This is a genomic window from Anabaenopsis arnoldii (genome assembly GCF_028331025.1).
GTDB lineage: Bacteria > Cyanobacteriota > Cyanobacteriia > Cyanobacteriales > Nostocaceae > Anabaenopsis > Anabaenopsis arnoldii.
In genome coordinates this window covers 1-23,522 of the sequence record NZ_JAQMUH010000035.1, presented here as the reverse complement: position 1 = coordinate 23,522, position 23,522 = coordinate 1, and the positions used below count along the sequence as shown (strand labels likewise).

The 23,522-nt window shown below is 39.7% G+C and carries 18 protein-coding genes; 10 read left to right on the top strand and 8 right to left on the bottom strand.

The window, feature by feature from the left end; genetic code table 11:
* Nucleotides 1–454: 454 nt before the first annotated feature.
* Nucleotides 455–1,363 (top strand): CoB--CoM heterodisulfide reductase iron-sulfur subunit B family protein, encoded by a 909-nt coding sequence (locus PN457_RS02835; protein WP_271731208.1) that lies wholly within the window; start codon nucleotides 455–457, stop codon nucleotides 1,361–1,363.
* Here the strand turns inward: PN457_RS02835 and lpxD are convergent, their stop codons facing one another.
* Complete coding sequence (gene lpxD, locus PN457_RS02830) at nucleotides 1,364–2,410, bottom strand: UDP-3-O-(3-hydroxymyristoyl)glucosamine N-acyltransferase (protein WP_271731207.1); 1,047 nt, start codon at nucleotides 2,408–2,410, stop codon at nucleotides 1,364–1,366. It abuts the gene before it with no gap.
* A 177-nt stretch (nucleotides 2,411–2,587) separates the two neighbouring features.
* Between lpxD and PN457_RS02825 the strand changes: the two genes are divergently transcribed.
* From PN457_RS02825 to PN457_RS02790, 8 genes are all read left to right on the top strand, one after another.
* Nucleotides 2,588–3,619, top strand: coding sequence for a FecCD family ABC transporter permease (locus PN457_RS02825; protein ID WP_271731206.1), 1,032 nt, complete (start codon nucleotides 2,588–2,590; stop codon nucleotides 3,617–3,619).
* On the top strand, nucleotides 3,616–4,659 hold the full coding sequence (locus PN457_RS02820) for a FecCD family ABC transporter permease (RefSeq protein WP_271731204.1): 1,044 nt from the start codon (nucleotides 3,616–3,618) through the stop codon (nucleotides 4,657–4,659). The genes PN457_RS02825 and PN457_RS02820 overlap by 4 nt, the downstream gene beginning before the upstream one ends.
* Nucleotides 4,656–5,468, top strand: a complete 813-nt coding sequence (locus PN457_RS02815) for an ABC transporter ATP-binding protein (RefSeq protein WP_271731202.1) — start codon at nucleotides 4,656–4,658, stop codon at nucleotides 5,466–5,468. Before PN457_RS02820 ends, PN457_RS02815 begins: the two co-directional genes overlap by 4 nt.
* 98 nt (nucleotides 5,469–5,566) lie before the next feature.
* Complete coding sequence (locus tag PN457_RS02810) at nucleotides 5,567–6,655, top strand: helix-turn-helix transcriptional regulator (RefSeq protein WP_271731201.1); 1,089 nt, start codon at nucleotides 5,567–5,569, stop codon at nucleotides 6,653–6,655.
* 128 nt (nucleotides 6,656–6,783) lie between these two features.
* The gene (locus PN457_RS02805) at nucleotides 6,784–9,393 is read left to right on the top strand and encodes a TonB-dependent receptor domain-containing protein (RefSeq protein ID WP_271731200.1); all 2,610 of its coding nucleotides are present in this window, start codon (nucleotides 6,784–6,786) and stop codon (nucleotides 9,391–9,393) included.
* Nucleotides 9,394–9,476: 83 nt separating this feature from the next.
* A complete protein-coding gene (locus tag PN457_RS02800; RefSeq protein ID WP_271731199.1) occupies nucleotides 9,477–10,421 on the top strand; it encodes an ABC transporter substrate-binding protein in 945 nt (314 codons plus the stop codon).
* Nucleotides 10,422–10,572: 151 nt separating this feature from the next.
* Nucleotides 10,573–12,333 (top strand): ABC transporter ATP-binding protein, encoded by a 1,761-nt coding sequence (locus tag PN457_RS02795; RefSeq protein ID WP_271731198.1) that lies wholly within the window; start codon nucleotides 10,573–10,575, stop codon nucleotides 12,331–12,333.
* A gap of 8 nt (nucleotides 12,334–12,341) precedes the next feature.
* A complete protein-coding gene (locus PN457_RS02790) occupies nucleotides 12,342–14,150 on the top strand; it encodes an ATP-binding cassette domain-containing protein (protein ID WP_271731196.1) in 1,809 nt (602 codons plus the stop codon).
* 141 nt (nucleotides 14,151–14,291) lie between these two features.
* Here the strand turns inward: PN457_RS02790 and PN457_RS02785 are convergent, their stop codons facing one another.
* The 4 genes from PN457_RS02785 to PN457_RS02770 form a co-directional block, all read right to left on the bottom strand.
* On the bottom strand, nucleotides 14,292–14,672 hold the full coding sequence (locus PN457_RS02785) for a DUF1636 domain-containing protein (protein ID WP_271731195.1): 381 nt from the start codon (nucleotides 14,670–14,672) through the stop codon (nucleotides 14,292–14,294).
* A gap of 162 nt (nucleotides 14,673–14,834) precedes the next feature.
* Complete coding sequence (locus tag PN457_RS02780) at nucleotides 14,835–15,842, bottom strand: iron-siderophore ABC transporter substrate-binding protein (protein WP_271731192.1); 1,008 nt, start codon at nucleotides 15,840–15,842, stop codon at nucleotides 14,835–14,837.
* A gap of 32 nt (nucleotides 15,843–15,874) precedes the next feature.
* Nucleotides 15,875–18,409, bottom strand: coding sequence for a TonB-dependent siderophore receptor (locus tag PN457_RS02775; protein WP_271731191.1), 2,535 nt, complete (start codon nucleotides 18,407–18,409; stop codon nucleotides 15,875–15,877).
* 261 nt (nucleotides 18,410–18,670) lie between these two features.
* Nucleotides 18,671–19,714, bottom strand: a complete 1,044-nt coding sequence (locus tag PN457_RS02770) for a helix-turn-helix transcriptional regulator (RefSeq protein ID WP_271731190.1) — start codon at nucleotides 19,712–19,714, stop codon at nucleotides 18,671–18,673.
* A gap of 519 nt (nucleotides 19,715–20,233) precedes the next feature.
* Here PN457_RS02770 and crtL point away from each other — a divergent pair.
* The gene (gene crtL, locus PN457_RS02765; RefSeq protein WP_271731189.1) at nucleotides 20,234–21,520 is read left to right on the top strand and encodes a lycopene beta cyclase; all 1,287 of its coding nucleotides are present in this window, start codon (nucleotides 20,234–20,236) and stop codon (nucleotides 21,518–21,520) included.
* A gap of 57 nt (nucleotides 21,521–21,577) precedes the next feature.
* Here the strand turns inward: crtL and PN457_RS02760 are convergent, their stop codons facing one another.
* From PN457_RS02760 to PN457_RS02750, 3 genes are read right to left on the bottom strand one after another with little or no spacing between them, the layout of a single operon-like run.
* Nucleotides 21,578–22,861: a BaiN/RdsA family NAD(P)/FAD-dependent oxidoreductase gene (locus tag PN457_RS02760; RefSeq protein WP_417006587.1), complete on the bottom strand. Its 1,284-nt coding sequence runs from the start codon at nucleotides 22,859–22,861 to the stop codon at nucleotides 21,578–21,580.
* A 47-nt stretch (nucleotides 22,862–22,908) separates the two neighbouring features.
* Nucleotides 22,909–23,073 carry a rubredoxin gene (gene rd / locus PN457_RS02755; RefSeq protein ID WP_271731188.1) on the bottom strand — a complete coding sequence of 55 codons (165 nt, stop codon included), beginning with the start codon at nucleotides 23,071–23,073 and terminating at the stop codon, nucleotides 22,909–22,911.
* A 26-nt stretch (nucleotides 23,074–23,099) separates the two neighbouring features.
* Entirely contained in the window at nucleotides 23,100–23,294 is a 195-nt protein-coding gene (locus PN457_RS02750) for a hypothetical protein (protein ID WP_271731187.1), read from the bottom strand.
* Nucleotides 23,295–23,522 lie beyond the last annotated feature (228 nt).

Genomic DNA, 23,522 nt, shown 5'->3' with positions numbered 1-23,522 from the left:
CTGCTATATAAAACCTAGACAAAGCTAGAGTTTACTTTCTACTTCAACGGGAGCATGGGAGCGGTTATCCCTTAGTAGACTTGCACGCCTTAGCCAGACGCGATATTTCTCTTAAGATTTACAAGAAAGACTACCGCTATCATTGCTTGGTTTTCGCCTTGGCAATAGTCTTAATTCAATACTTGATATCGTAAGATTATATATCAAGTGGGCGATTTTCTTAACTCACTTATGTCAATACTTGTCAATATAAGTATATTTTTGTCTATAAAATATTCAGCTTAGGACTAGCTCTAGAAAACTCCCATCCCCAAGGACACACTTAGGTTCTGTACCTAAGATAACATCTCAAATACTCAAAAAAACCATTTACCCCAAAGCCACTAAATCCCTACTTTTCTAAAGGTTATTATCAGGGATAACTGCCCTTATCCAAACATCCAAACATATTTATATGCTATCTTCCCCCCTCAAATACGCTTATTACCCCGGCTGTGTAGCCCAAGGCGCTTGCGGAGAGCTTCACTTATCCACTCAAGCTTTAACCCAAGCATTGGGTATTGAACTGATTTCAGTCAAAAAAGCCGCTTGCTGCGGTTCCGGCACATTTAAAGAAGATTCCCAATTACTCGAAGATACTGTCAACGCCCGCAATATAGCTTTAGCTGAGGAGTTAAATCTACCCTTACTTACCCATTGCAGCACTTGTCAGGGGGTTATCGGTCATGTGAACGAAAACCTCAAGCAATGCCAAACAGACAACCCCAGTTACCTAAAACAAGTCAATGGCCTACTAAATAAACAAGGCTGTTTACCTTATCGCGGTAGTACCGAAGTTAAACATATTCTCTATGCCCTCATTACAGATTATGGTTTAGAGGCAATTAGTCAACGAGTCACTCATAAGTTAACCGGATTAAACTGTGCTGCTTTTTATGGCTGTTATCTCCTGCGCGCCCAAAAACATATGCCCTATGATGACCCATTCCGCCCCGAAGGTATGGAAAATTTATTTCGGGCGGTAGGCGCAACACCGATTTATTACCGTGGTCGTACCCAATGCTGTGGCTGGCCTCTTGCTAGCTACGCCACCACCGAGTCTTTTAAGATGGCGGGGATGCACATTCAAGAAGCCCTAGAAAATGGGGCTGATTGTATAGTCACTCCTTGTCCTTTGTGTCATCTGAATTTAGATTCCCGTCAGCCAGAGGTGGAAAAGGTCATTAACAAACGATTAGGTTTACCCGTCCTGCACTTACCTCAGTTGATTGCTTTGGCTTTAGGGGTTAGCCCCAAGGAACTAGGTTTAGATCGTCACATCGTTTCTACAAAGCCAGTGTTAGAAAAATTGGGGATTAGTTAGTTACTTTTTTCCTATCTGCCGTTGTAATTGCTTGAAGGATTGATACATTTCTGGTAAGCGATTGTATATGGCAGATACTTTCAGATACAGTTTGTGGGGAACTGCTGGCATCCCGGAAACTATTTCCCCCGGTGCCACATCATGATGAATGCCGGATTTAGCAGATGCCATCGCCCCATCACCAATTTTTACTTGATTCGACACTCCTGACTGTCCGGCTAAGATCACCCGATTCCCCACTTTCACCCCTCCGGCTAGTCCAGATTGCCCGGCAATAGCACAATTTGACCCAATAGTGCAACCGTGTCCTATTTGTACTAAATTATCAATTACTGTCCGGCTTCCTATCCGTGTTTCTCCCACAGCCGGGCGATCAATGGCACTATTACAGCCAACTTCTACCCCATCTTCCAAGACAGTATAACCTGACTGTTCCATTTTTAACCAACCAGTGGGGGTAGGTACAAAACCAAAGCCTTCCGCACCAATCACAGCCCCACTGTGAATTACGCAATCAGCACCGATGCGGGTACGTTCATGGATGGTACAGTTAGCGTGTAAGATGGTGCGATCGCCGATTTTGGCATCGGGATAAATTACCACATTGGGATGAATAATCGCACCATGACCAATTTCCACATCCTGCTGAATCACCGCATGGGGACCAATATAAACATCATTACCCACTTTGGCTGTGGGATGAATCACCGCAGTGGGGTGAACTTCTGGCTGGGGACGGTATGGTTGATAAAAAAGTGCGATCGCTTGGGCAAACAACAGGCGGGGTTCTGGCGTAGCTATCCAGGCGATACCCCGCTCTTCTGCTTGGGACTGTAGTGTTTTATCCCGGGGTAAGATTAAAGCGCTAGCGTGGGTCTGGCTGACAAGAGCAGCGAATCTTGCCCCTTCTATATAACTCAGATGACCAAGTTTAGCTTCATCCACAGCAGCTACACCTGTAATTTCTGGATTTTGAACGGGAGCAATGCTGAGGCTGTTATCTGTAGCCAACTCACCCATTCTATCAACAATTTCGCTGAATTTCATTTTTAGGTGTGTTCAAATCTAAAAACATTGAAGCATAGAGAAGGACATTTGTGTACACGGAAACTTCACCTATAACTGATTATTCGGGAGCAAAACTTATGTTACTTAATTTTATATATACTTGCAATCTATTCTCAACTACTTTAAACTCAGTTGAGAATAAATATCAGATAGGTAATGAGTAAATCAACTTCCTCACCAAACAGAGGATTTTTACACTCCCTAACTTTGCCCCTTGGGGGTTTAGTTTTAGCAGTAGTGATTCTCCTAATATGCCTAATTTTCAGCGTCACTCTCGGTGCTGCAGATATACCTTGGACTACAGTTTATAGAGCATTGACAGACTTTGATGGTTCTCAAAACCATTTAATTATACGTACAGTCAGACTACCGCGATCGCTCCTAGCCGTGATGGTAGGTGCTGCAATTGCCGTATCTGGTGCCCTAATGCAAGGTATAACACGTAACCCATTAGCCGACCCGGGCATCTTAGGAATTAATGGCGGCGCATCCTTCGCTGTTGTAATTGCTATCTTTATTTTTGGTAGTTCTGCACCGACTGCTTATGTTTGGTATGCCTTTGCTGGTGCGGGAATTACGGCTATCAGTGTTTATTTTTTAGCTTCTTTTGGGCGCAGTGGTATCACTCCTCTCAATCTCACCATGGCTGGTGCAGCTATGAGCAACTTACTTGCCGCACTGATTACTACCATCTTAATTGTCAGCCAACGCACATTAGAAGAAATTCGCTTTTGGTTAGCCGGTTCCCTAGCAGGTGCTGATGCCAATATCATTACTCAAGTGTTGACTTACATTTGCATGGGCTTAATCTTGGCGTTCCTCCTAGGAAAACAAATCACAGTTCTCAGCCTAGGAGAAGATATCGCCCAAGGATTAGGTCAACAAACCTTATGGATAAAAATTGCTGCTGGCGTTAGTGTTTTTCTGCTCCAAGGTAGTGCAGTAGCAGTTACAGGTGGTATTGGATTTATTGGTTTAATCGTTCCCCATATAGTGCGCTTGTTAATTGGGGTAGATTACCGATGGATTCTACCATATAGCGCTTTGTTTGGTTCAATCCTACTTTTAAGTTCAGATATTTTTGCCAGATTGGTAATTCAACCACAAGAACTACCCGTGGGAATTATGACAGCTTTAGTGGGTGCGCCATTCTTCATTTATTTAGCGAAAAATCAAATTAAAAAATGAGGAATAATAGCTTAATTTTTCGTTCCAAAATATTTCCTATTTCTTTGCGCCTGAAAAAACGTGTTCCCATTGTTTTACTCATCCTGATAATCATCACTTTGGTAACGATGGTAATTAGCACCTCCATTGGCGAATATCCCACACCACCTCTAGTTGTAATTCAAACAATTTTGGGGATAAACACGGGAAATCCTGAATATGGTTTTGTGATTAACACCCTAAGACTACCAAGAACTTTAACGGCTGGACTTGTGGGGACAGCCTTAGGAATATCTGGGACAATTATCCAAGGCATCACCAGAAATGCTTTAGCAGACCCAGGTATTATTGGGATTAATACTGGTGCTGGTTTAGCGGCTGTGTCTTTAATTGTGCTGTTTCCCAACTTACCGGCCGGAATTTTGCCTTTAGCTGCCTTTAGTGGTGCTTTAGCTGCTTCTGTGGTGATTTATCTACTGGCTTGGGATAGGGGTACTCATCCCATTCGCCTAATTTTAATTGGCGTGGGAATTTCTGCTGTCACTGGTGCTTTGACTAGCCTATTGCTGACATTTGGAGAAATTTACAATGTGAGTCAAGCTTTAGTTTGGCTAGCTGGTAGTGTTTATGGACGCAGCTGGGAACAGGTATTAGCTATATTACCTTGGTTGATAATATTTATTCCTTTAGCTTTATGTAGTGCACCACAATTAAATGCTTTAGCTTTAGGGGATGAAATAGCAAAAGGTTTAGGTAGTAGAGTAGAGTGGCAACGCAGTTTTTTAATATTAATTAGTGCTGCACTTTCTGGCGCAGCGGTAGCCACTGCTGGAACCATTAGTTTTGTGGGATTAATTGCTCCCCACATCGCCCGACAGTTAGTAGGTAGTAATCATGAAGGTTTAATTCCTGTATCTGCCGCCTGGGGAGCCATGATTGTAGTTATCGCTGATTTATTGGGGAGAATTATATTTGCACCCCTAGAACTTCCCTGTGGCGTTCTCACTGCTGTAATTGGTGCTCCTTACTTTATTTATTTATTAATGAGCCGGAAAAAATGATATTACCAACTCAGATAATTCATCCCCTATCAGCTAATAATTTAACTCTAGGTTATGATGGGGTAACCATTATAAAAAATTTAGATCTGACTATACCCAAACGAAAAATTACCGCATTAGTGGGTGCTAATGGTTGCGGTAAATCTACACTACTGCGGGGGTTAGCAAGGTTACTGAAACCGCAGAAAGGCACAGTTTATTTAGATACAGCAGATTTGTTTAAGTTATCAACAAAAGATGTTGCTAAAAAATTAGGTATTTTGGTTCAATCTCCCCTAGCTCCCGAAGGTTTAACCGTCAGAGACTTAGTAGCTTTCGGACGCTTTCCCTATCAAAATTTGATGCAACAATGGACAAAAGAAGATGAACATTTTGTAGAAATAGCATTAGAAACAACGAGAATGAAAGAACTGGCTGAACGGGAGTTAGATACCCTCTCTGGTGGACAGCGACAGCGTGCTTGGATTGCTATGGCACTAGCTCAGAATACGGATATTTTACTATTAGATGAACCCACAACTTTCTTAGACTTAGCACACCAAATTGAAGTTTTAGATTTGCTATGGGAATTAAACCAAAATCAGCAAAGAACTTTGGTTATGGTACTGCATGATTTAAACCAAGCTTGTCGTTATGCAGATTATTTAGTAGCGGTGAAGCAAGGTAGAGTTTATACTCATGGTACACCCGAAGAAGTGATGACTAAAACTACTGTTCAAGAAGTATTCGGGCTAGGTTCCCAGATTATTACAGACCCAGTAACTGGTACACCAATGTGTATCCCCATTAGTAGGATACGGTGTTCTTAAACAATTAAAAATCAGAAATTCGCCAATAAATTTTAGGTTGCAACTTCATCATCAATTGACATTTGTAGACTTAAGCATTTTACCTCTCAGAGAAAAGTATGTCCAACATAATTTCGCAAACAGACTATAACATAACTTGGCAACAGATTAACGAAAACACTCAATATCCAGATGAATCTCATACTGGAGATTTTATCAATTACTGCCCGGAAAACTTGGGTAAAGGATACCATCGTCAGATTCAATTACGAGGAATACGTCTGCTAATTATTGATGAACAATTTGATGATGATTTGTATATTGAATCTGAAGATATTCAACCGAGTGAATACGATAAGATAGAATTTGGATTTAATTTGTCAGGCTCATACTCCCAAAACGAATGTGGGCAAAGTTTTTTAGACTGGAGGAATCAAGATCAAATGGATGGAAGAGAAAGTTTTGTAATTTTTGGTAACAAGCGGCGACTAAAAGTAGATATTCACTTAAAAAGTCCAGATTTGCTGAAAGATTTTATTATTGAGCATCGCAAAAAGGTACCAAATATTTTAACAGACTTCCTCGAAAATAATAGTAAAGAAGATTTTTTTGACAGCAATATAATCACTCCAGAGATGTATCTGCCATTAGAGCAGATTATCAACTGTCCTTTCCAGGGAATAATTAAATGTATATACTTAGAAAGTAAATGTTTAGAATTAATTGCACTGAAATTGGAACAATTGGCACAGAACCATGAAAAGCCAGCTAAAAAACTCCTACTTAAAAAGGATGACATTGAAAGAATTCATGCAGCTAAAATAATCCTCATCAGAGATATTAATCATCCTCCCACATTAATTCAATTAGCAAGACAAGTAGGATTAAACGATTACAAACTGAAAATTGGTTTTCATCAAGTATTTGGCACAACAGTATTTGGTTATTTACATGAACAGCGAATGGAATTATCAAGTCAACTGCTCATAGAAAAAAGAATGAGTATCAAAGAAATAGCACGTACTGTTGGTTATGCAAACCAAGGTAGCTTTGCAGCTGCATTTCGTAAACGATTTGGAGTTAACCCAAAATACTATCGCCTGGAAAAACCAGCAGCCAGCATTAACCCTGCGCCCTTCCTGCGCCCTTCTTGCACCCCTCCTTCAACCTCTGCGAACCTTTGCGTAAACCTTCGCGCCCCTGTTTAAAAATCCAATTGTCAAAAAAATCCGTCTACGGGCCAAAAAAATCCGTCTTGCAGCTGAACAGGTATTTTAAATTACAAAGGAATTATTGTACTCTCCTTAAAATAGATTCTTAATTGGTATGAGAGTATATGTCAACAAGGTTGCAATTATTTACAGTAGTTTGTTTAACCAGTGTAGTACTTACCGTTAAACCTGTATTGGCAATTCCGTCTGTAAGTGAGGTGGAACTACTTACAAATAAGGTGAAAGAATTAGTATCACAAACTTCAACAGGGCAATCTGTAATTATTATCAATGGAGTAGAAGTAAATCCCACAGAAAAAGGTATAGAGGTAATTTTAAAGACAAATCAAGCCGAAGAACTGCAAATCACAAATAGTAGCAATAATAAGAATGACTTGATTATAGATATTCCTAATAGTCAATTGCGTTTACCTAGTGGTGATGGCTTTACATCCTTAAAACCAGTTGAGGGTATTACACAGATAACAGTTACTAGTCTAGATGTTAACACTATTCGGTTAACAGTCACGGGTGCAACAGGATTGCCAAATGTCGAATTATTTGACACTGTTGAAGGGTTAATTTTTGCCCTCACACCAGTTGGAACTTCCGCACAACAAGAGCCAGAACAGCGTTCAGATGAAACTCAAGAATCTATAGAATTGGTGGTGACAGCAACACGCACGGAAGAAGATGTGCAGAATGTCGCACGTTCTGTAACTGTGATTACACGGGAAGAAATTGAACAGCAAGCCCAGTTGAGCACAAATTTAGCTGATATTTTGGGAAAAACAGTTCCTGGCTTTGGTTCCCCTACTAATCGGAGTAATACATTTGGGCAAAGTTTACGCGGTCGTAATATTTCGGTCTTAATTGACGGTGTTCCCCAAAATGCTAATTTGCAATCAATTCCCGCTCAACTGACAACCATTGACCCCAGTGCGATTGAACGCATTGAAGTTGTTCGCGGTCCGAATGCAATCTATGGTGGTCAAGCTACTGGTGGTGTAGTCAATATTATTACTAAGAGGCCAAGCGGTCAAAGATTAACTTCTACAAGCAATATTGGTTTAGATACTTCTTTGACTAATTCCGCAGATAGTTTTGGCTATGATTTGTCGCATCAAATATCTGGGACAGAGGGCAAATTTGACTATACTGTCGGGTTTTCTCTGGTGACCACTGGGGGGTTTTTTGATGCTGAAGGCGATCGCATTGCTAATTTTGCAGGTGATGAAGATAGCACCAAAATCAATGCTTTGGCTAAGGTAGGAGTAGAATTAACGCCCGATCAACGTCTGCAATTTAGTTTTAATCATTTCGACCAGTGGCAAAATACTAACTTTATTTCTGATGAAGCTATTGATGAAATTCCCGGAATTCAAAAATCTCGCGCTCTGAGAATACCGGAGGGGACTACTGTAATTGGCGCTAGTGATGGGGCCTTTATCAACAATACTTTACTAAGTTTAAATTACAGTAATGATAGTATTTTAGCTAGTAAGGTTCAGGCTCAAGCTTACTATCGTAATTATGGTTTTGGTGGAGGAATTCCCGATGATAACCGTGATGGTAGGTTGAGAGCAATCACCAAATCAGAAGGCGACATAGAACAGTTGGGTGGAAGATTGCAGGTGGACACACCTTTTAATTCTCAAAGCACAGTGAGTTTACTTTGGGGGGTTGATTATCAAAAAGAACGCAGTTCTCAAAGATTTAATATTTTCGACCCTGATGAATTTGATGCTTCCGGGGGTCGAGTTTTTCGCAAGATTGACGAGCGTGTTTTTGTCCCAGAGTATGATTTTAGAGAACTGGGTATATTTGGTCAGTTGCAATGGGATGTTACTGATAATTTGCTGTTAAGTGGTGGCTTGCGCTATGTGAATATTGGTGTGAATTTAGACGATTATATCACAGCAGAAAATCCCCGTCGGCAAATTCAAGGAGGCGATCGCAGTTTTGATTCCACAGTGTTTAATGGTGGTATTGTCTACAAACTTACGCCGTCAGTTAGTGTTTTTAGTAACTTTGCTCAGGGGTTCTCAGTTCCAGATTTAGGTCGTGTTTTCCGCCGACCTCCTGGAGGTGTGGTGAATGTTTTAAACTCTTTGCAACTAACAGAACCACAGAAAGTAGATAACTATGAAATTGGTATTCGTAGTAATTGGGATAATCTCCAGGTGTCACTTTCTGGTTTCTACAACTATTCTGAGTTAGGTTCAGCTTTTAGTTTTAACCCTAATAGTGACTTCCTGGAAACTATTCGCGCTCCTCAAAAAATTTACGGGATAGAAGCAGCTGTGGATGTCCAACCATCTCAAGGTTGGAGTTTGGGAGGTACAGCTACTTGGATAGAAGGTGTAAATGATGAGAATAATGATGGTAATTTCCTTGCACTCAACAGTATTACTGTTCCACCATTAAAACTCACAGCCTACGTAGAAAACCAAACCCTCCCCAGTTGGCGCAACCGACTGCAATTATTGTACTCAGGCGATCGCGATCTCGCTTTTCAAGATGAGGTAGAGGATGCCAAAATTAACAGCTTTATCACAGTTGACTATATCAGCAGTATCAAACTAGGTCAAGGTGAACTAAAACTTGGTATTCAAAACTTATTCAATAACCAATATTTCCCAGTTTATTCACAATACTTTGCCCCATTTTTCGATAGTGCCAATTATGCCGGAAAAGGTATAACTCTCAGTGTAGGCTATCAAATTGTTTGGTAAATAATCAGCATAAATTATTTTTTTAGGGTGGTTTTTTGCTCACCCTTTATATCAATTACAACAATCCAAAATTAATTATACTGATGAAATTATTTTCTGTTTATAAATTAAAATTCATCTTAGGTATTGCCACAACTTTCATTATCATAGGTTGTGGACTGAATAGCACACAAAATTTAAACCTTAACTCGGTGGATGTCACCCCGGTGAGGGTAGTCAGTCATGCTATGGGTGAAACCAAAGTACCTTTACACCCGCAACGAGTAATTGTGCTAGGTGGGTTAGATAACATTTTAGCTTTAGGAATCAAACCGATAGCCGCGACAACCTTGGGCGACAACAATTTTCTCAAATATCTAGATCATTTAACCGACGGAATTGAGAAAATTGGTACTAACGGTCAACCAAATTTAGAAAAGATTTTATATTTAAAACCCGATTTAATTTTAGGGTTAAATTGGGATGCTGATTTATATGAAAATTTATCCCAAATTGCACCAACAGTTTTAGCAGAAGGTGATACTGATTGGAAACAGTGGTTAAGAAAATTTGCGGAAGCAGTTGGTGAAACAGAACATGCAGAAAATTTGCTGCAAGAGTATGACCAAAGAATCAAAGATTTACGGGTAACCATGGGTGATAATCTTACTAAAACTCAAGTATCTCTGGTGAATTTTTGGGCAAATTCTGCTCGTATTTATATGAATCGCTCATTTAGTGGTTCAATTATTAAGGAAATAGGTTTTTCTCGTCCTGTGTATCAAGACAAAGATAAAACTCAAGAAAATGTTTCATTAGAATTAATTCCCCAAATGGCTGGTGATGCTATTTTTCTGATCCTAGGAGGACACAATGAATCAAAGCTGCAACAATTTATCAATCATCCTTTGTGGTCGGACTTACCAGCAGTACAGGAAAACCGGATTTATCCAGTACGAAATGATGTATGGATTGCTGCATGGGGAATTATTGGAGCAAATCAAGTTTTAGATGATATATTCAGATATTTAATAGGGGAAACATCTTGAAAAATTATGAATGCGAACTTTTACCGATTTATTGATTCTGTGATGATTTTACCAATGGGAATCAATAGTTAAGCTTAAAACCTTTGTTCATGTAATCTACATTACTCTGAAATCAGTCTCCAAAATCTGGTTTGCTGATAGGTAAAATTTTATGAAAATTGGACTCCGACAATACTGTAATTTACTTGTAGATTATCTCCAACCACAAAAATGGCGAGTTGCTAAGTTTGCGATCGCTCTTTTGTCCAGCATAGGACTACAATTAGTTAACCCCCAAATTCTGCGATATTTCATTGATACAGCCGTAACTGGAGGTTCAGGACAAAATTTGCTCTTAGCCGCTTTACTATTTATAACTGTAGCTTTAATCACCCAACTAATTAGCATTGCAGCTACCTATTACGGCGAAAACGTCGCTTGGGGAGCTACCAACGCCTTACGCGCTGATTTAGTTGAGCATTGTTTGCAATTGGATTTATCCTTTCATAAATACTCTACACCCGGTGAATTACTAGAAAAGGTAGATGGTGATGTTCACACCCTGTCACAATTCTTTTCTAAATTTACTGTTTACATCTTAGGCAATTTACTACTCATGTCCGGTGTAATTGTAGTCCTCTTTGCCGAAGATTGGCGAGCTGGTTTGGCGATCACATTTTTTAGCCTCACAGCATTATTTACTTTAATTCGTCTGCGTTCTATAGCTGTTCCCCATTGGGCGAATTATCGCCAAATCAGTGCTGATTTCTTTGGTTTTGTCGGTGAACAACTCGCCGGTATGGAAGACATCCGCGCCAATGGAGCGAAAAATTATGTCATGCACCGCTTCCACAAAATTTTACAACTGTGGTTACCAGTATTTCATAAAGCCCGCTTTGCCAGTACCATTCTTTGGGGTACAACTAACGGGATTTTTACATTAGGGACAGCGATCGCCTTAAGCGTCGGTGCTTACCTTTGGAGTAAAAACATTATCACAATTGGTACGGTATATATACTATATTACTACACCAACTTACTCAGCGAACCCATTGAACAAATCCGCAACCAATTTGAAAACCTGCAACAAGCAGAAGCCAGTATTTACCGCATTCAAAATTTACTTCAAGTAAAATCAAAAATTAGTGTAGGTGGAGAACAACAACTTCCTCACCGCGCACTTTCAGTGACTTTTAACAACGTCTCATTTAGCTATAATGACCACGAATCTGATATTATAAATTTAGTATTGCAAGACATATCCTTTAACTTACCTGCTGCTCATGTATTAGGATTATTAGGGCGTACAGGTAGCGGTAAATCCTCACTAGTGCGGTTATTACTGAGATTATATGACCCACACTCAGGCCTAATTCACTTGGGAGATATACCAATTAACCAAACTCCCATAACAGACTTACCGCAAAAAATCGGATTAGTCACCCAAGATGTGCAATTGTTTCAAACAACAGTCAGGAATAACCTCACCTTTTTTAACCCACAGATCAGCGACGAACGCATCCATGAAACCTTAGAAATATTGGGACTATCACAATGGTTATATTCATTACCCCAGGGCTTAGATACAAATTTGGGGCCAGATAGTAATGGCTTATCTGCGGGACAGGCGCAGTTACTCGCATTTACTCGCGTCTTTCTCAAAGACCCTGGTTTAGTAATTTTAGATGAAGCCTCCTCTCGCCTCGACCCCATAACCGAGAGACTCGTACAAAAAGCCGTTGATAAATTATTAACCGGGCGTACTGGCATTATTATTGCTCATCGTTTAGCCACTGTACAAAAGGCTAACCAAATACTCATTTTAGAACAAGGTAAAATCATAGAATATGGTGAACGAGAAGTATTACTTAATAATTCAGAATCACGGTTTTCCCAATTATTACAAACAGGCTTAAGCGATATTTTAAATTAAAAATAATTATGGCAGCAACAAAAAAATGCAACCATTGGCAATTATTATGGCAACTAATTTGTTACCAACCCAAACTATATATTATTGACAGCATCTACTGGATTTTAATTACGGGTTTGCCAGCGCTACCAGGCTTAATCATCAGGGAATTTTTCAATAGTTTAACTAATAAAGCACAGTTGGGTTTATCACCCTTAGCCTTAATTGCATTATTACTCGCTCTCAATTTTGGGCATATTGCCGTTATATTTGCCGGACGTATTACCAAAACCCAGCACCGTTTTTTAATGCGGTCATTACTGCGACATAACTTATTAGAACGCTTATTTGACAATCCCACAGCACAGCCCATAATTGTTAATGAAGAAGCTGAAAAAACTGGATCTCAGGGAGAAATAATTAGCTATTTTCGTGATGATGCCGAACAAATAGAAGACAACGTAGCCTGGATATCAGAAATTTCTGGAGAAGGAATATTTGCTATTCTTTGTTTAATGATTTTAGTGAGTATTAATGTGCAGATGACCGTGTTTGTGTTTCTGCCCTTAGTCGGAATGGTCGCAATTATTCAAGGCGGAGAAACTCGCATTAAAAAGTATAGGAAAGCCAGCCGCCAAGCTACCGAAAAAGTTACAGGGCTTTTAGGTGAAATATTTGGTTCAGTTCAAGCTATTAAAGTCGCCGGCGCAGAAAAAAATGTTTTGGATTATTTTCATACTTTAAATGAGCAACGCCGCCAAACAATGATTAAAGATAGCTTGTTGAATGCTATTCTTAATTCTACCTTTCAAAATATGGTGAATCTAGGAACCGGTATAATTCTTTTACTGGCTTCTCAATTCATGCAGAGTGGCGTTAATCAGTTAACAGTTGGTGACTTTGCTTTATTTGTATATAACCTTTCCTTTGTGACTGGCTTTTTTAGCTCTGTTGGCGGTTTTCTAGCGTTATCTAAACATACAGAAGTATCTTTTGAACGGATGGCTAGTTTATTAGCAGGTGTATCCGCGGATATATTAGTAGCTCCCAATCAACTTTATGTAAATGACCTGAATAATCGCCAAAAACCCCTACCACCATTAGAACCACCTGTGAGAAATGAGCAAGATAAACTGCAAGTTTTAACAGTATCTCATCTCACTTATAATTATCCTGGTACTGACCAAGGAATTAAAAATATTAACTTGGAAATTACACGGGGTAGTTTAACTGTAATTACTGGTGAAATTGGTGCAGGTAAAACTACATTACTGCGGGTTTTATTAGGATTACTACCTAAACAAAAGGGAGAAATTTACTGGAATGGGAACATTGTAGAAAGCCCAGCTAGTTTTTTGGTTCCCCCTCGCAGTGCTTATACTCCCCAAATTCCCCAATTATTTAGCTACACTGTGCGAGAAAATATTTTGTTGGGTTTATCTAAAGATGACCAAGATATTGCCACAGCTTTAAAAATGGCGGTGTTTGAGCAAGATTTGGCGACTATGAGCGAAAGTTTAGAAACTGTAGTTGGTTCTAAAGGTGTGCGGTTATCTGGGGGACAAATGCAACGAGTAGCAGCAGCGCGGATGTTTATCCGCAAACCGGAATTATTAGTATTTGATGACCTTTCCAGCGCCTTAGATGTAGAAACAGAATTGGCGTTATGGTCGCGGATATTTGTTAATAATCCTGAACAGCAAGAAAATTCTTGGACACCAACCTGTCTTGTAGTTTCCCATCGTCCTGCTGTGTTGCGTCGTGCTGACCAGATTATTGTCATGAAAGCAGGGAAAGTGGAAACACAAGGTAAATTTGATCAAATTTTCCAGGAATAAGTTTTGTAGTAGTGCTTCTGCTACCTGCTCCAAAGTTAACCCCAACTTCAATAACCGAGGTACTGCTTCGAGTTTACCTTCGAGTTGACCCTCAACGCGCCCCTTACGCTCTGCGTCTTCCAAGCCTTTACAACATATCATTTACCTTGTCTCTGGTGTGGGAGGGATGCGGACTAAAAGATGAGAACGAAGTGTTCCCGGTAGTTTCCCAGGTAAAACATATCCGTCTTTACTTCCTTGATAAAGCAGGCTGAATTGCAACAAATCAGTTGTACTTTCCTCTGTTAAATCCACAAAATGATATGTATATTTTTCTGGACAAACAAAAGTCACAGTACAAGGTCGGCCACAAGTCCATAAACAACCTACAGATTCAATATTGAGATGATGATAAATAGAATTATCCTTTTGCAGTTCTAGCAGTTGCAAAAATAATTTATTTCCTTCAGCCCGTTCATCAGCTTCTTCATGGTCGATAACAGCACTACAAGATTTACAAACAAATAAAGTATGAAGAGTCATAACCAAAGTAATTAAATAAAAAAAATTTGGAATAAATTAGCCCGCTTGGCAATATTTTACAGTAGGTTTTTAGTACCTAAAATAAAAGTATTAATAGTAAAATTATTCTGGGGTGGGCATCCTGCCCGCCCTTATACATAATAACCTGAAATTTACTGTGATTTAGGGTGTATTGACGAGATATTGAAATAAATCATCAATAATGGCGTTTGCAGCTAACATACCACTCCCAATCCAGTAACTTGGAACTACATAAACCTTATTGTTGCGTACAGCTTTTAAATTTTTCCACAGAGGATTTGCTTGTAATTCCTCTAATTTCTTTTTAGCTGTTTGATTGCCTTTAGCGTTATTTTCGTATGTCCAAATAAATATCACATCACCATCCGCTTTTTCAATTAATTCCTTACTGATAGATACTTGAATGGGATTACCAAATAATTTTTTTGCTTCCGATGCGGTGAAACTTTGGGATTTTGGGCGAGATAATCCCGCGTCTTGTAAAACTGTGCCGCAAAAAGAATCCCTGAGATAAAGGTTGATTTTATCCGGATAAACTCGTACTACAGAAACTTGAATTTTAGCTAAATATTCGTCCATGTTTTCCTGAAATTTAGCCAAACGACGGTAATAATTTTCTGTTACTTCTTTAGCAGTTTCTTCCTTACCTAAAGCGACACCAATGTTATTAAATACCTGTTTCCATTGACCACTATTTTCAAATTTAAATAAAACTGTGGGTCCTATCTTGGACAACAGAGAATATATTGATTCGAAATACTTGAACCCGATAATGAAGTCCGGTTTCATTCCCAAAATACTTTCTAAATTAGGTTCGCCCATTGTACCGATGTTATTCACTCCTGTCATCTGCTCTCGCCAATGTGAGGAAAACTCGGAAATCACACTACCAACAGGTTGAATACCTAATGCGATCGCATTTTCCAAGGAAGTATCATCTAAAGTCACAAGTCGCTCAAACTTGTCTGGAATACAGGTGATTCCCGCAGAGTGTTTAAGATCACGACAAGCTGCGTTTGTTATCTGTTCATTCACGGGTATAGAACCACCATAATGACAAGCTACAGTCAGCAATAAAGAACAAAACATTGCTATCGCCAATCCCCACCAGCGAGTTAAGCGTTTGAATTTGATATAACTTTCATTCATGATGGTTATTTATAACCTACACCTGATGTTGTTTAAAATGTCACAGAAAAACTACCAATAACCCTTAATGGTGCCCCAGGTTCTATAGCTACTCTCCCAAAATTTGCTCCGTGAAAATATTTTTCATTAAACAGATTTTGGATATTAACCCCAGACCGCCAATTATCACGTTGATAGTAGATTGCTGCGTCTGTTCTCAGATAACCAGGGATGACATAAGTATTTTCGTCGTTACCTTGGCGATCGCCTATATAAAACAAACCTAAACCAAAACCTAAACCTTGTAAATTACCGCGTTGTAATTGATAAGTTGTCCACAAACTGGCTGTATTAAATGGGATATTCACCGGACGATTCCCCGCATAACCATCATTAAATTCTGTGTACTTAGCATCAACATAAGAATAAGATGCAATCACATTCCAACCAGGACTAATTTCTCCCCCAACATTGAGTTCAACTCCTTGGCTGCGTTGTTTTCCTATCGGAATGCTAAAGTCTGGATTAGCTGGATCAGTTGTAGCCATATTTGATTTTATAATGTCATAAGCTGCCAAAGTAGCCGCTAATTTGCCATCCAAAAATTCACCTTTTACACCAACTTCATATTGAGTTCCCCGTTCAGGTTCTAAAATTGTTCCATCTACGCTTGTCGCAAAATTTGGTGAAAATGATTGACTGTAACTAGTATAAAGAGAAATAGGTTGAATAGGTTGGTAAACAATACCCAGTCTGGGGGTGATAGCTGTATCGTATTGATTGGATTCAGAACCATCCCGTAAATCTTTACTGTTTTGATCTACAAAATCCAACCTTCCACCCACAACCAATTTTAAATTATCTGCAAAAGCTACTTGGTCTTGTACGAAAATTCCTAAACCAGTACTTCTATTCTGGTTATTACGCACAACGTTGGTTAATTCTTCTAAACCAGGTCTGGATATGGCATTGTAAACTGGATTAAATACATCAATACTTGGTGTAATTCCTCCCGGTAATCGGCTCTGAGTTCCCCCTGATGTGGCTCTAGCTAAGTCAACACCAAATAAGAGAGTATGATCAATTGAACCTGTCGCCAACTTACCAACTAAATCAGTTTGTAAGGTATAATTTTCTTGATAGTCATCATTGGATCTAAAGTTCCGTGTGAGAATCCCTGTTGTTTCATCTAATCTCACAGGTTCAGCACGATAATCGAAGGTATCTGCACTCTGATATCGGAAAGCATTGCGGATTTTCCAATTATCGTTAAAATTATGTTCTAAGCGATAGCTAAAACCTATTTCTTCTACTTTCCTTACATCATCTGGTTCGCCTAAAATACGCTCCACAGGAATATCAAGAATACCATTACCAAAAGCTAAAAATCCCCGATCAAATGGACGCTCATCGTTGAGATAGTCGAATTGTAACCTTAAGTTGGTTGCTTTGCCAATTTCCCATTTTAAAGTGGGTGAAATAAAGAATCTTTGAATATCTTGATTAAAATCACGGAATCCTGCTGAAGATTCGTAAACAGAGTTGAGCCGATATAGCAAAGTTCTATCGGAATTTAGTGGACCAGAGATATCAAGACTAGGACGAAATGTGGAGAAATTACCTACTGACAATTCAGCATTATAATAGGGATCTTTGAGAGGTTGCTTCGTAACTAAATTAATTACACCACCCGGTTCGACACCACCATATAAAACTGAAGCCGGTCCTTTGAGAACTTCTAGACGCTCAACGTTTGCAGTTTCTCTAATACCATTTCGTCCATCCTTGAAACCATCAACTAAAATACCTCCACCAAAAAGACCACCGTTAAAAAATCCGCGAGTAGCCAGTTGATCTACTCCCCCACCAAACCCACCATTTTGAACCACACCACCAACATTCAGCAGCGCATCTCTTAAACGAGTAACTCTTTGATCTTTGATCACTTGTTCAGGAACTACTTGAATAGTCTGAGGAATATCTCGGATTAGAGTATCCGTTCTCGTTCCAGTTGCAGCATTACGTACACGGTATCTATTTTGCTGACCTATAACTAATAATTCAATTGGTTCTTCTGGTTGGGTTTCAGAAGTAGATGCTGTGGTTATGACACTAAAAATTAAACCCTGGTCAGCATCAAATAACTCGACTTGCGGCGCAGCAGTTTCACCTGTGATGGTGACGCGAATTGTATTTGCATCTAAATTGCTAACTTTAACTTCAGTAATTCCCGCCATGGGTTTTTCGAGGCGAAATGATGTGTCACCGCTAGGTAGGTTTAACTGGGCATTAGAAATGTTAATAATAAAACTATTGCCCTCACTTTGATTTGTGAGTTGCAGTTGATCTGATTGATTGGTTTCTAAAATTACTTCTACACCTTTGTCCGTTGTTTGTAAATTAACACCTGCTACCTGAATCACAGACTGAGCCAGCCATTGCTGAATTCTACTAGAAGCTTGTTGTATATCACTTAATTGAGAAATTTTACCTTTTGGTTTTTCGTGGCCTTCAGCTAAAACAGGTGGGTTAACCAATAGCAAAGCTAAAATGACCATCCAAGCTAGTTTATTTAAATGATTTGACATTACTCGACTCACAACACTAATAAATAGGCATGAGGAATTGGGAAGAGTTAACAGTAACCGCTAACTACTCTCAATACCTTATCAACTGAATTTCGGTAATTTATAATTACTATCAAGAAGTCTACAGGAAATTAATCGGATGTGGATAAATGTTGTGAACGGTAGACGGAATTTTTTGAACTCTAGACGGAATTTTTGCTTTTTAAGTGATTTAATCAGGTGAGAATTGTATTTATATCAAAATTTTTAATTTTCCTGTAATTACCCTATCAATTCATTAATTTCCAGAGATGAACGTGAATTAGCTAATAAAAATTCTTTAGGGTTGATACCAAATTTCTTCCTAAAAGCAGTAGCGAAGTAGCTACGACTAGCAAAACCAACGCTACGCGCAGCTTTAGAAATACTTGTTTCTCCTGCTACTAACAATTTTCTGGCTTGTTCTAGTCGGTAATGATGTAAATAGCCAAAGACAGTTGTACCAAATACCAACCGAAAGCCACGTTTAAGGGTACAGTCATTTAACCCCACTTGTCGGGATAATTCGATTAAAGAGGGGGGATTATCTAAATTTTTTAATAAAATGTCTTTAGCAGAGTGAATGCGTTCTACATCTTCTGGTTTGATTGTAAAGCTGTTATGTTTAGCTGGATGTGCTGCTACGTCTTGTTCTACCAACAATACCATCAATTCTAAAACTTTACTCTCTAAATACATTCTTTTCATTAGTCCGTGATAGGGGCAATTTAAAATTTGCTCTATTCCTACTTGCATTGCTGGAGTTGTAATACTAGAACGAGAATAATATGTTTCATCAGGTTTTCTGACTAAATGAGTTAATTCTGGTGGGAGTATGTCCTGTTCTCTTGCTATGAATAGGTAAAATATTTCCGGTTCAATATGTACATTAATCTCAATTTGGTTTTGTGATTTAAATGATGAAAATTTTTCTTTAGGCGCAAGCCCGCTACCCCATAATGTGTTTTTTCCGTCGTGAACAGAAAAATGGTGATTTTGGCGATGACTGGAAATATAAAAACTGTATTCTAAAGGATGTTGTCTATCTGGAAGATGCAAAATTATATCATCATATAATTGAGTTTCTGTAATTGCTAAGGACAAACCTTCCCGCAATTCTATTTCTCCATAAAATCCTGTACCTAGTTCTGAAGGGAATTGCAAAATACTATCAAACATTTCCCACTGTTCACCGAGGATAGTAGATAGTCCGTCGCACTTTCTTTGTGCTTCTGGTATTTCTACAAATAAATCCCAAAAAGCTTGTTGTGAAATTGTAATTGTCATAATATATGAGGGATAAGTTTTCAGTTTTTATCTATTCTTGACTATGATGTTGGGGAAAAATTCTCATCCCCAAGCACAATTAATAGATGCATCGTCAATTTGAGTAGTACTTATGATTAAAAACAGCCTAAATACAGCAATTAGCATCTTATTGAGAAATAATAGCACTAATTGGATTAGAATAATATATTCTTATACTGGTAAACTGTAATTTAATATACAGAATTTCTGTTAAATCATGCTATCTGCACGGGTTACTTCGTATCAGGGTGGGGATAGGGAGCGGGGTACGAGGATTGTATCTTTACATAGTCTTCAATTCACCCACAAATTAGAACCAGAATGTTTTGACCCACTCTGCTTGTGATTTCCGGGTCATCCTCTGGGGTAATGATGAGGCTATATAAATAAATAACAGTATCTAGACTTCCACACCATAGGGGTGAGGGACACAAGAGTCAAACTGGAACTAAGCAATCCCCTAAAATGCAGTGTAGTAGTGCATTTTAGGGTATAGGTATGAGCTTGGTATTTGATGCTTTAGTGATTGGTTCTGGACCGGGAGGATTGGCGATCGCCGCCGCCCTATGTAATCAAGGTCTGAGGGTTGCAGGTTTAGCAACCACACCCCCCCCAGTAGAATGGTCAAACACATACGGTATCTGGTGCAATGAATTAGAACCAATGAAGATGACCCATCTTCTCAGCCATCGTTGGCAAAACTGTGTCACCTACACCCTTGATCAAAAAATATCCCTTCAGCGTGAGTACGGTTTATTTGATAATGTCAAGCTGCAGTCACACTTCTTAAAACAGTGCGAGCAGGGTAAAATGTTATGGCATCAGGGTACTGCTACCAGCATTGAGCATTTACCAACTCATTCGTGCGTCACTACGACCCAAGGAGCAAAGGTAGCCGCCAGAGTGGTTATTGATGTCAGTGGTCACAAACCCGCGCTGTTAAAAAGACCCCAAAGCAATCGCATTGCCTATCAAGCAGCTTACGGCATCGTCGGCACTTTTTCCTCACCACCCATTGATGCCCAACAGTTTGTTTTAATGGACTACCGCAGCGATCATCTATCACCGGCGCAAAGACAAGAAGAACCCCCCACATTTCTCTACGCCATGGATTTAGGAGGCGGTGTATTTTTTGTAGAAGAAACCTCCCTAGCAAACAGTCCCGCAGTTTCCTTTGAGGTATTGAAAAAGCGGTTGTATCAACGTTTAGCCTTTCGAGGTGTGCAGGTAAATCACATCCATCACATTGAATACTGTTTGTTCCCGATGAATTTACCCTTACCGTTGATCAATCAATCCGTCATGGGCTTTGGTGGCGCAGCTAGCATGGTACATCCCGCATCTGGTTATATGGTAGGGGCTTTGATTCGACGAGCCCCCGGGGTAGCAGCAGCGATCGCCCAGGCTTTGAATCATCCGAATGGGTCTCCTGGGGAGATTGCAGCCACAGGATGGCAAACCCTATGGTCAACCGAGGAAATCCGTAAACACGCCTTGTACCGGTTCGGTTTAGAAAACTTAATGCGGTTTGACGAGGGGACGCTACAAGCTTTCTTTGCTTCATTTTTCCAGTTATCCTTACCCCAGTGGAGCGGTTTTTTAGCAAATACCCTGTCTATTCCAGAAATGCTGCAAACCATGCTCAATCTGTTTGGTCGAACTACTAACGAGGTGCGCTGGAATTTAATGCGCTCTGCTTGGAGCGATCGCGCTTTGTTGTGGGAAGTTTGGCATCCTCAAGTCAATGTTGACCCAGAAAACAAACCCGATAGCAGGAGTAAATAAGTTAGGTATAAATCCTGTTGAGTGGCGTTTCATCCCCTCGCTCAAGCGTAGGGGTTCTCACGCTCCCACTATGTTTTGATAGCCACCGTCAGTTAGTTCACTTCCCATGGACTTACCAGCTAAATATCCTGTTGTCCAAGCACTTTGGAAGTTAAACCCGCCCGTGATTCCATCAATATCTAGAATTTCTCCGGCAAAATAAAGACCGGGAATTAACTTACTCTCCATAGTCTTAAAATTAACTTCCTTGAGATTAACACCACCACAGGTAACAAATTCCTCTTTAAACACTCCTTTACCTGTAATTAAATACTCTCCCTGGGTCAGTTCTTGAATTAGCTGATTTAATTTTTTATTGGATAGTTCAGCCCAACGGTCTTCTGTCGTTATCCCGACCCGGTCAATAAGATATTGCCAGAGGCGGTGCGGTAGGTCAACCCCACGATGTAAGACCATGGCTTTTTGTCCCCATTGTGTCTTAACTGCTAAGATTTTTTGCTGCACTTGTTCTTGATTGAAATCCGGTAGCCAATTCACCAATAATTTAGCTTGATACCGGTTTTCGTGCAAAAATCGGGCACCCCAAGCCGAAAGTTTCAGCACAGCAGGGCCACTCATACCCCAGTGGGTGATTAATAATGGCCCAGTTTGTTCTAGTGGTGGTTTTCCTGTCCCAGATAAACGTAATTGTACGGGGTTCACACTCACCCCAGCCAATAACCTCAGTTTGGGTTCGGGAATATTAAAGGTAAATAAAGAAGGTACAGGGGGTTCAATGTTATGACCCAACTCCCTAGCAATTTTATAACCCATAGGGTTACTTCCTGTTGCCAAAAGCAGGCGATCGCATTTTTGGCTCAGTCCAGACTTGAGGATAATTTCAAACCCTGGTGCTTGGGGAAGTTTTTTGACATCAACTACTGGTGTACCGATGCGTAATTGTACCCCAGCGGACGCAGCAGTTTTAATCAAACATTCCACAATTGTTTCAGAATTATCTGTGATGGGAAACATCCGCCCATCAGCTTCTGTTTTTAACCGCACACCGTGGTTTTCAAACCAAGCTACTGTATCCTCAGCTTGAAAGCGGCTAAAAGCACCCCGTAAAGCCTTACCACCTCTGGGGTAATTTTGTACTAATCTGGCTGGTTCAAAGCAAGCATGGGTGACATTACAGCGTCCTCCACCAGAAATCAACACTTTCGCCAGTGGTTGACGACTAGCTTCGATTAAGGTAACTTGGGCATCAGGATTCATTTGAGCACAAGCGATCGCACCAAAAAATCCTGCCGCTCCACCTCCAATCACTACAATATTTAAAGTTGGTCTTTGAATATTCAAGGCTAAAAACTTCTATAATATATACATCTAGGAACCAGCGGTTATTGTTACAGTTCTAGCGGTTCAAAAAAATCTTTTGTGACTCCACACACAGGACAAACCCAGTCCTCAGCCAATTCCTCAAAGGGCGTTCCGGGAGCTACACCGCTATCAGGATCGCCGATTTCTGGGTCATATTCGTAGCCACACACCGTACATACATACTTTGCCATAGTTTTTACTCTGTCATATATTGAGACTACAACCGCCACCAGGTTTTTTGTACATAGCTAATCATCCCTATGGTAATCGCCCCTAGTAACAACAGTCCAATGACACCACCGGGAATAAATGTCAGCATACCAAAACCTCTAACTACCCACATGGCTAGTGCTATACCCAGAAGAATCCCGAAAATTTGGGTTAATGTCCGATTTAAGGAAGATTGATTCACCCAGTTTCCCTCTCAAATCCAGTTGATCACAATATAGTCTACAATAATTTAATGAATTTATAGTCATTTATGTATATTTGTAGTATCATATTATTATGAATGTACGATCATTAAATGAATGAAACTATCTGATTATGCAAAAAAGGTAGGGATAAGTTATAGAACTGCGTAGGGATAAGTTATAGAACTGCGTGGCGTTGGTACAAATCCGGCGTAATCACAGGTTAT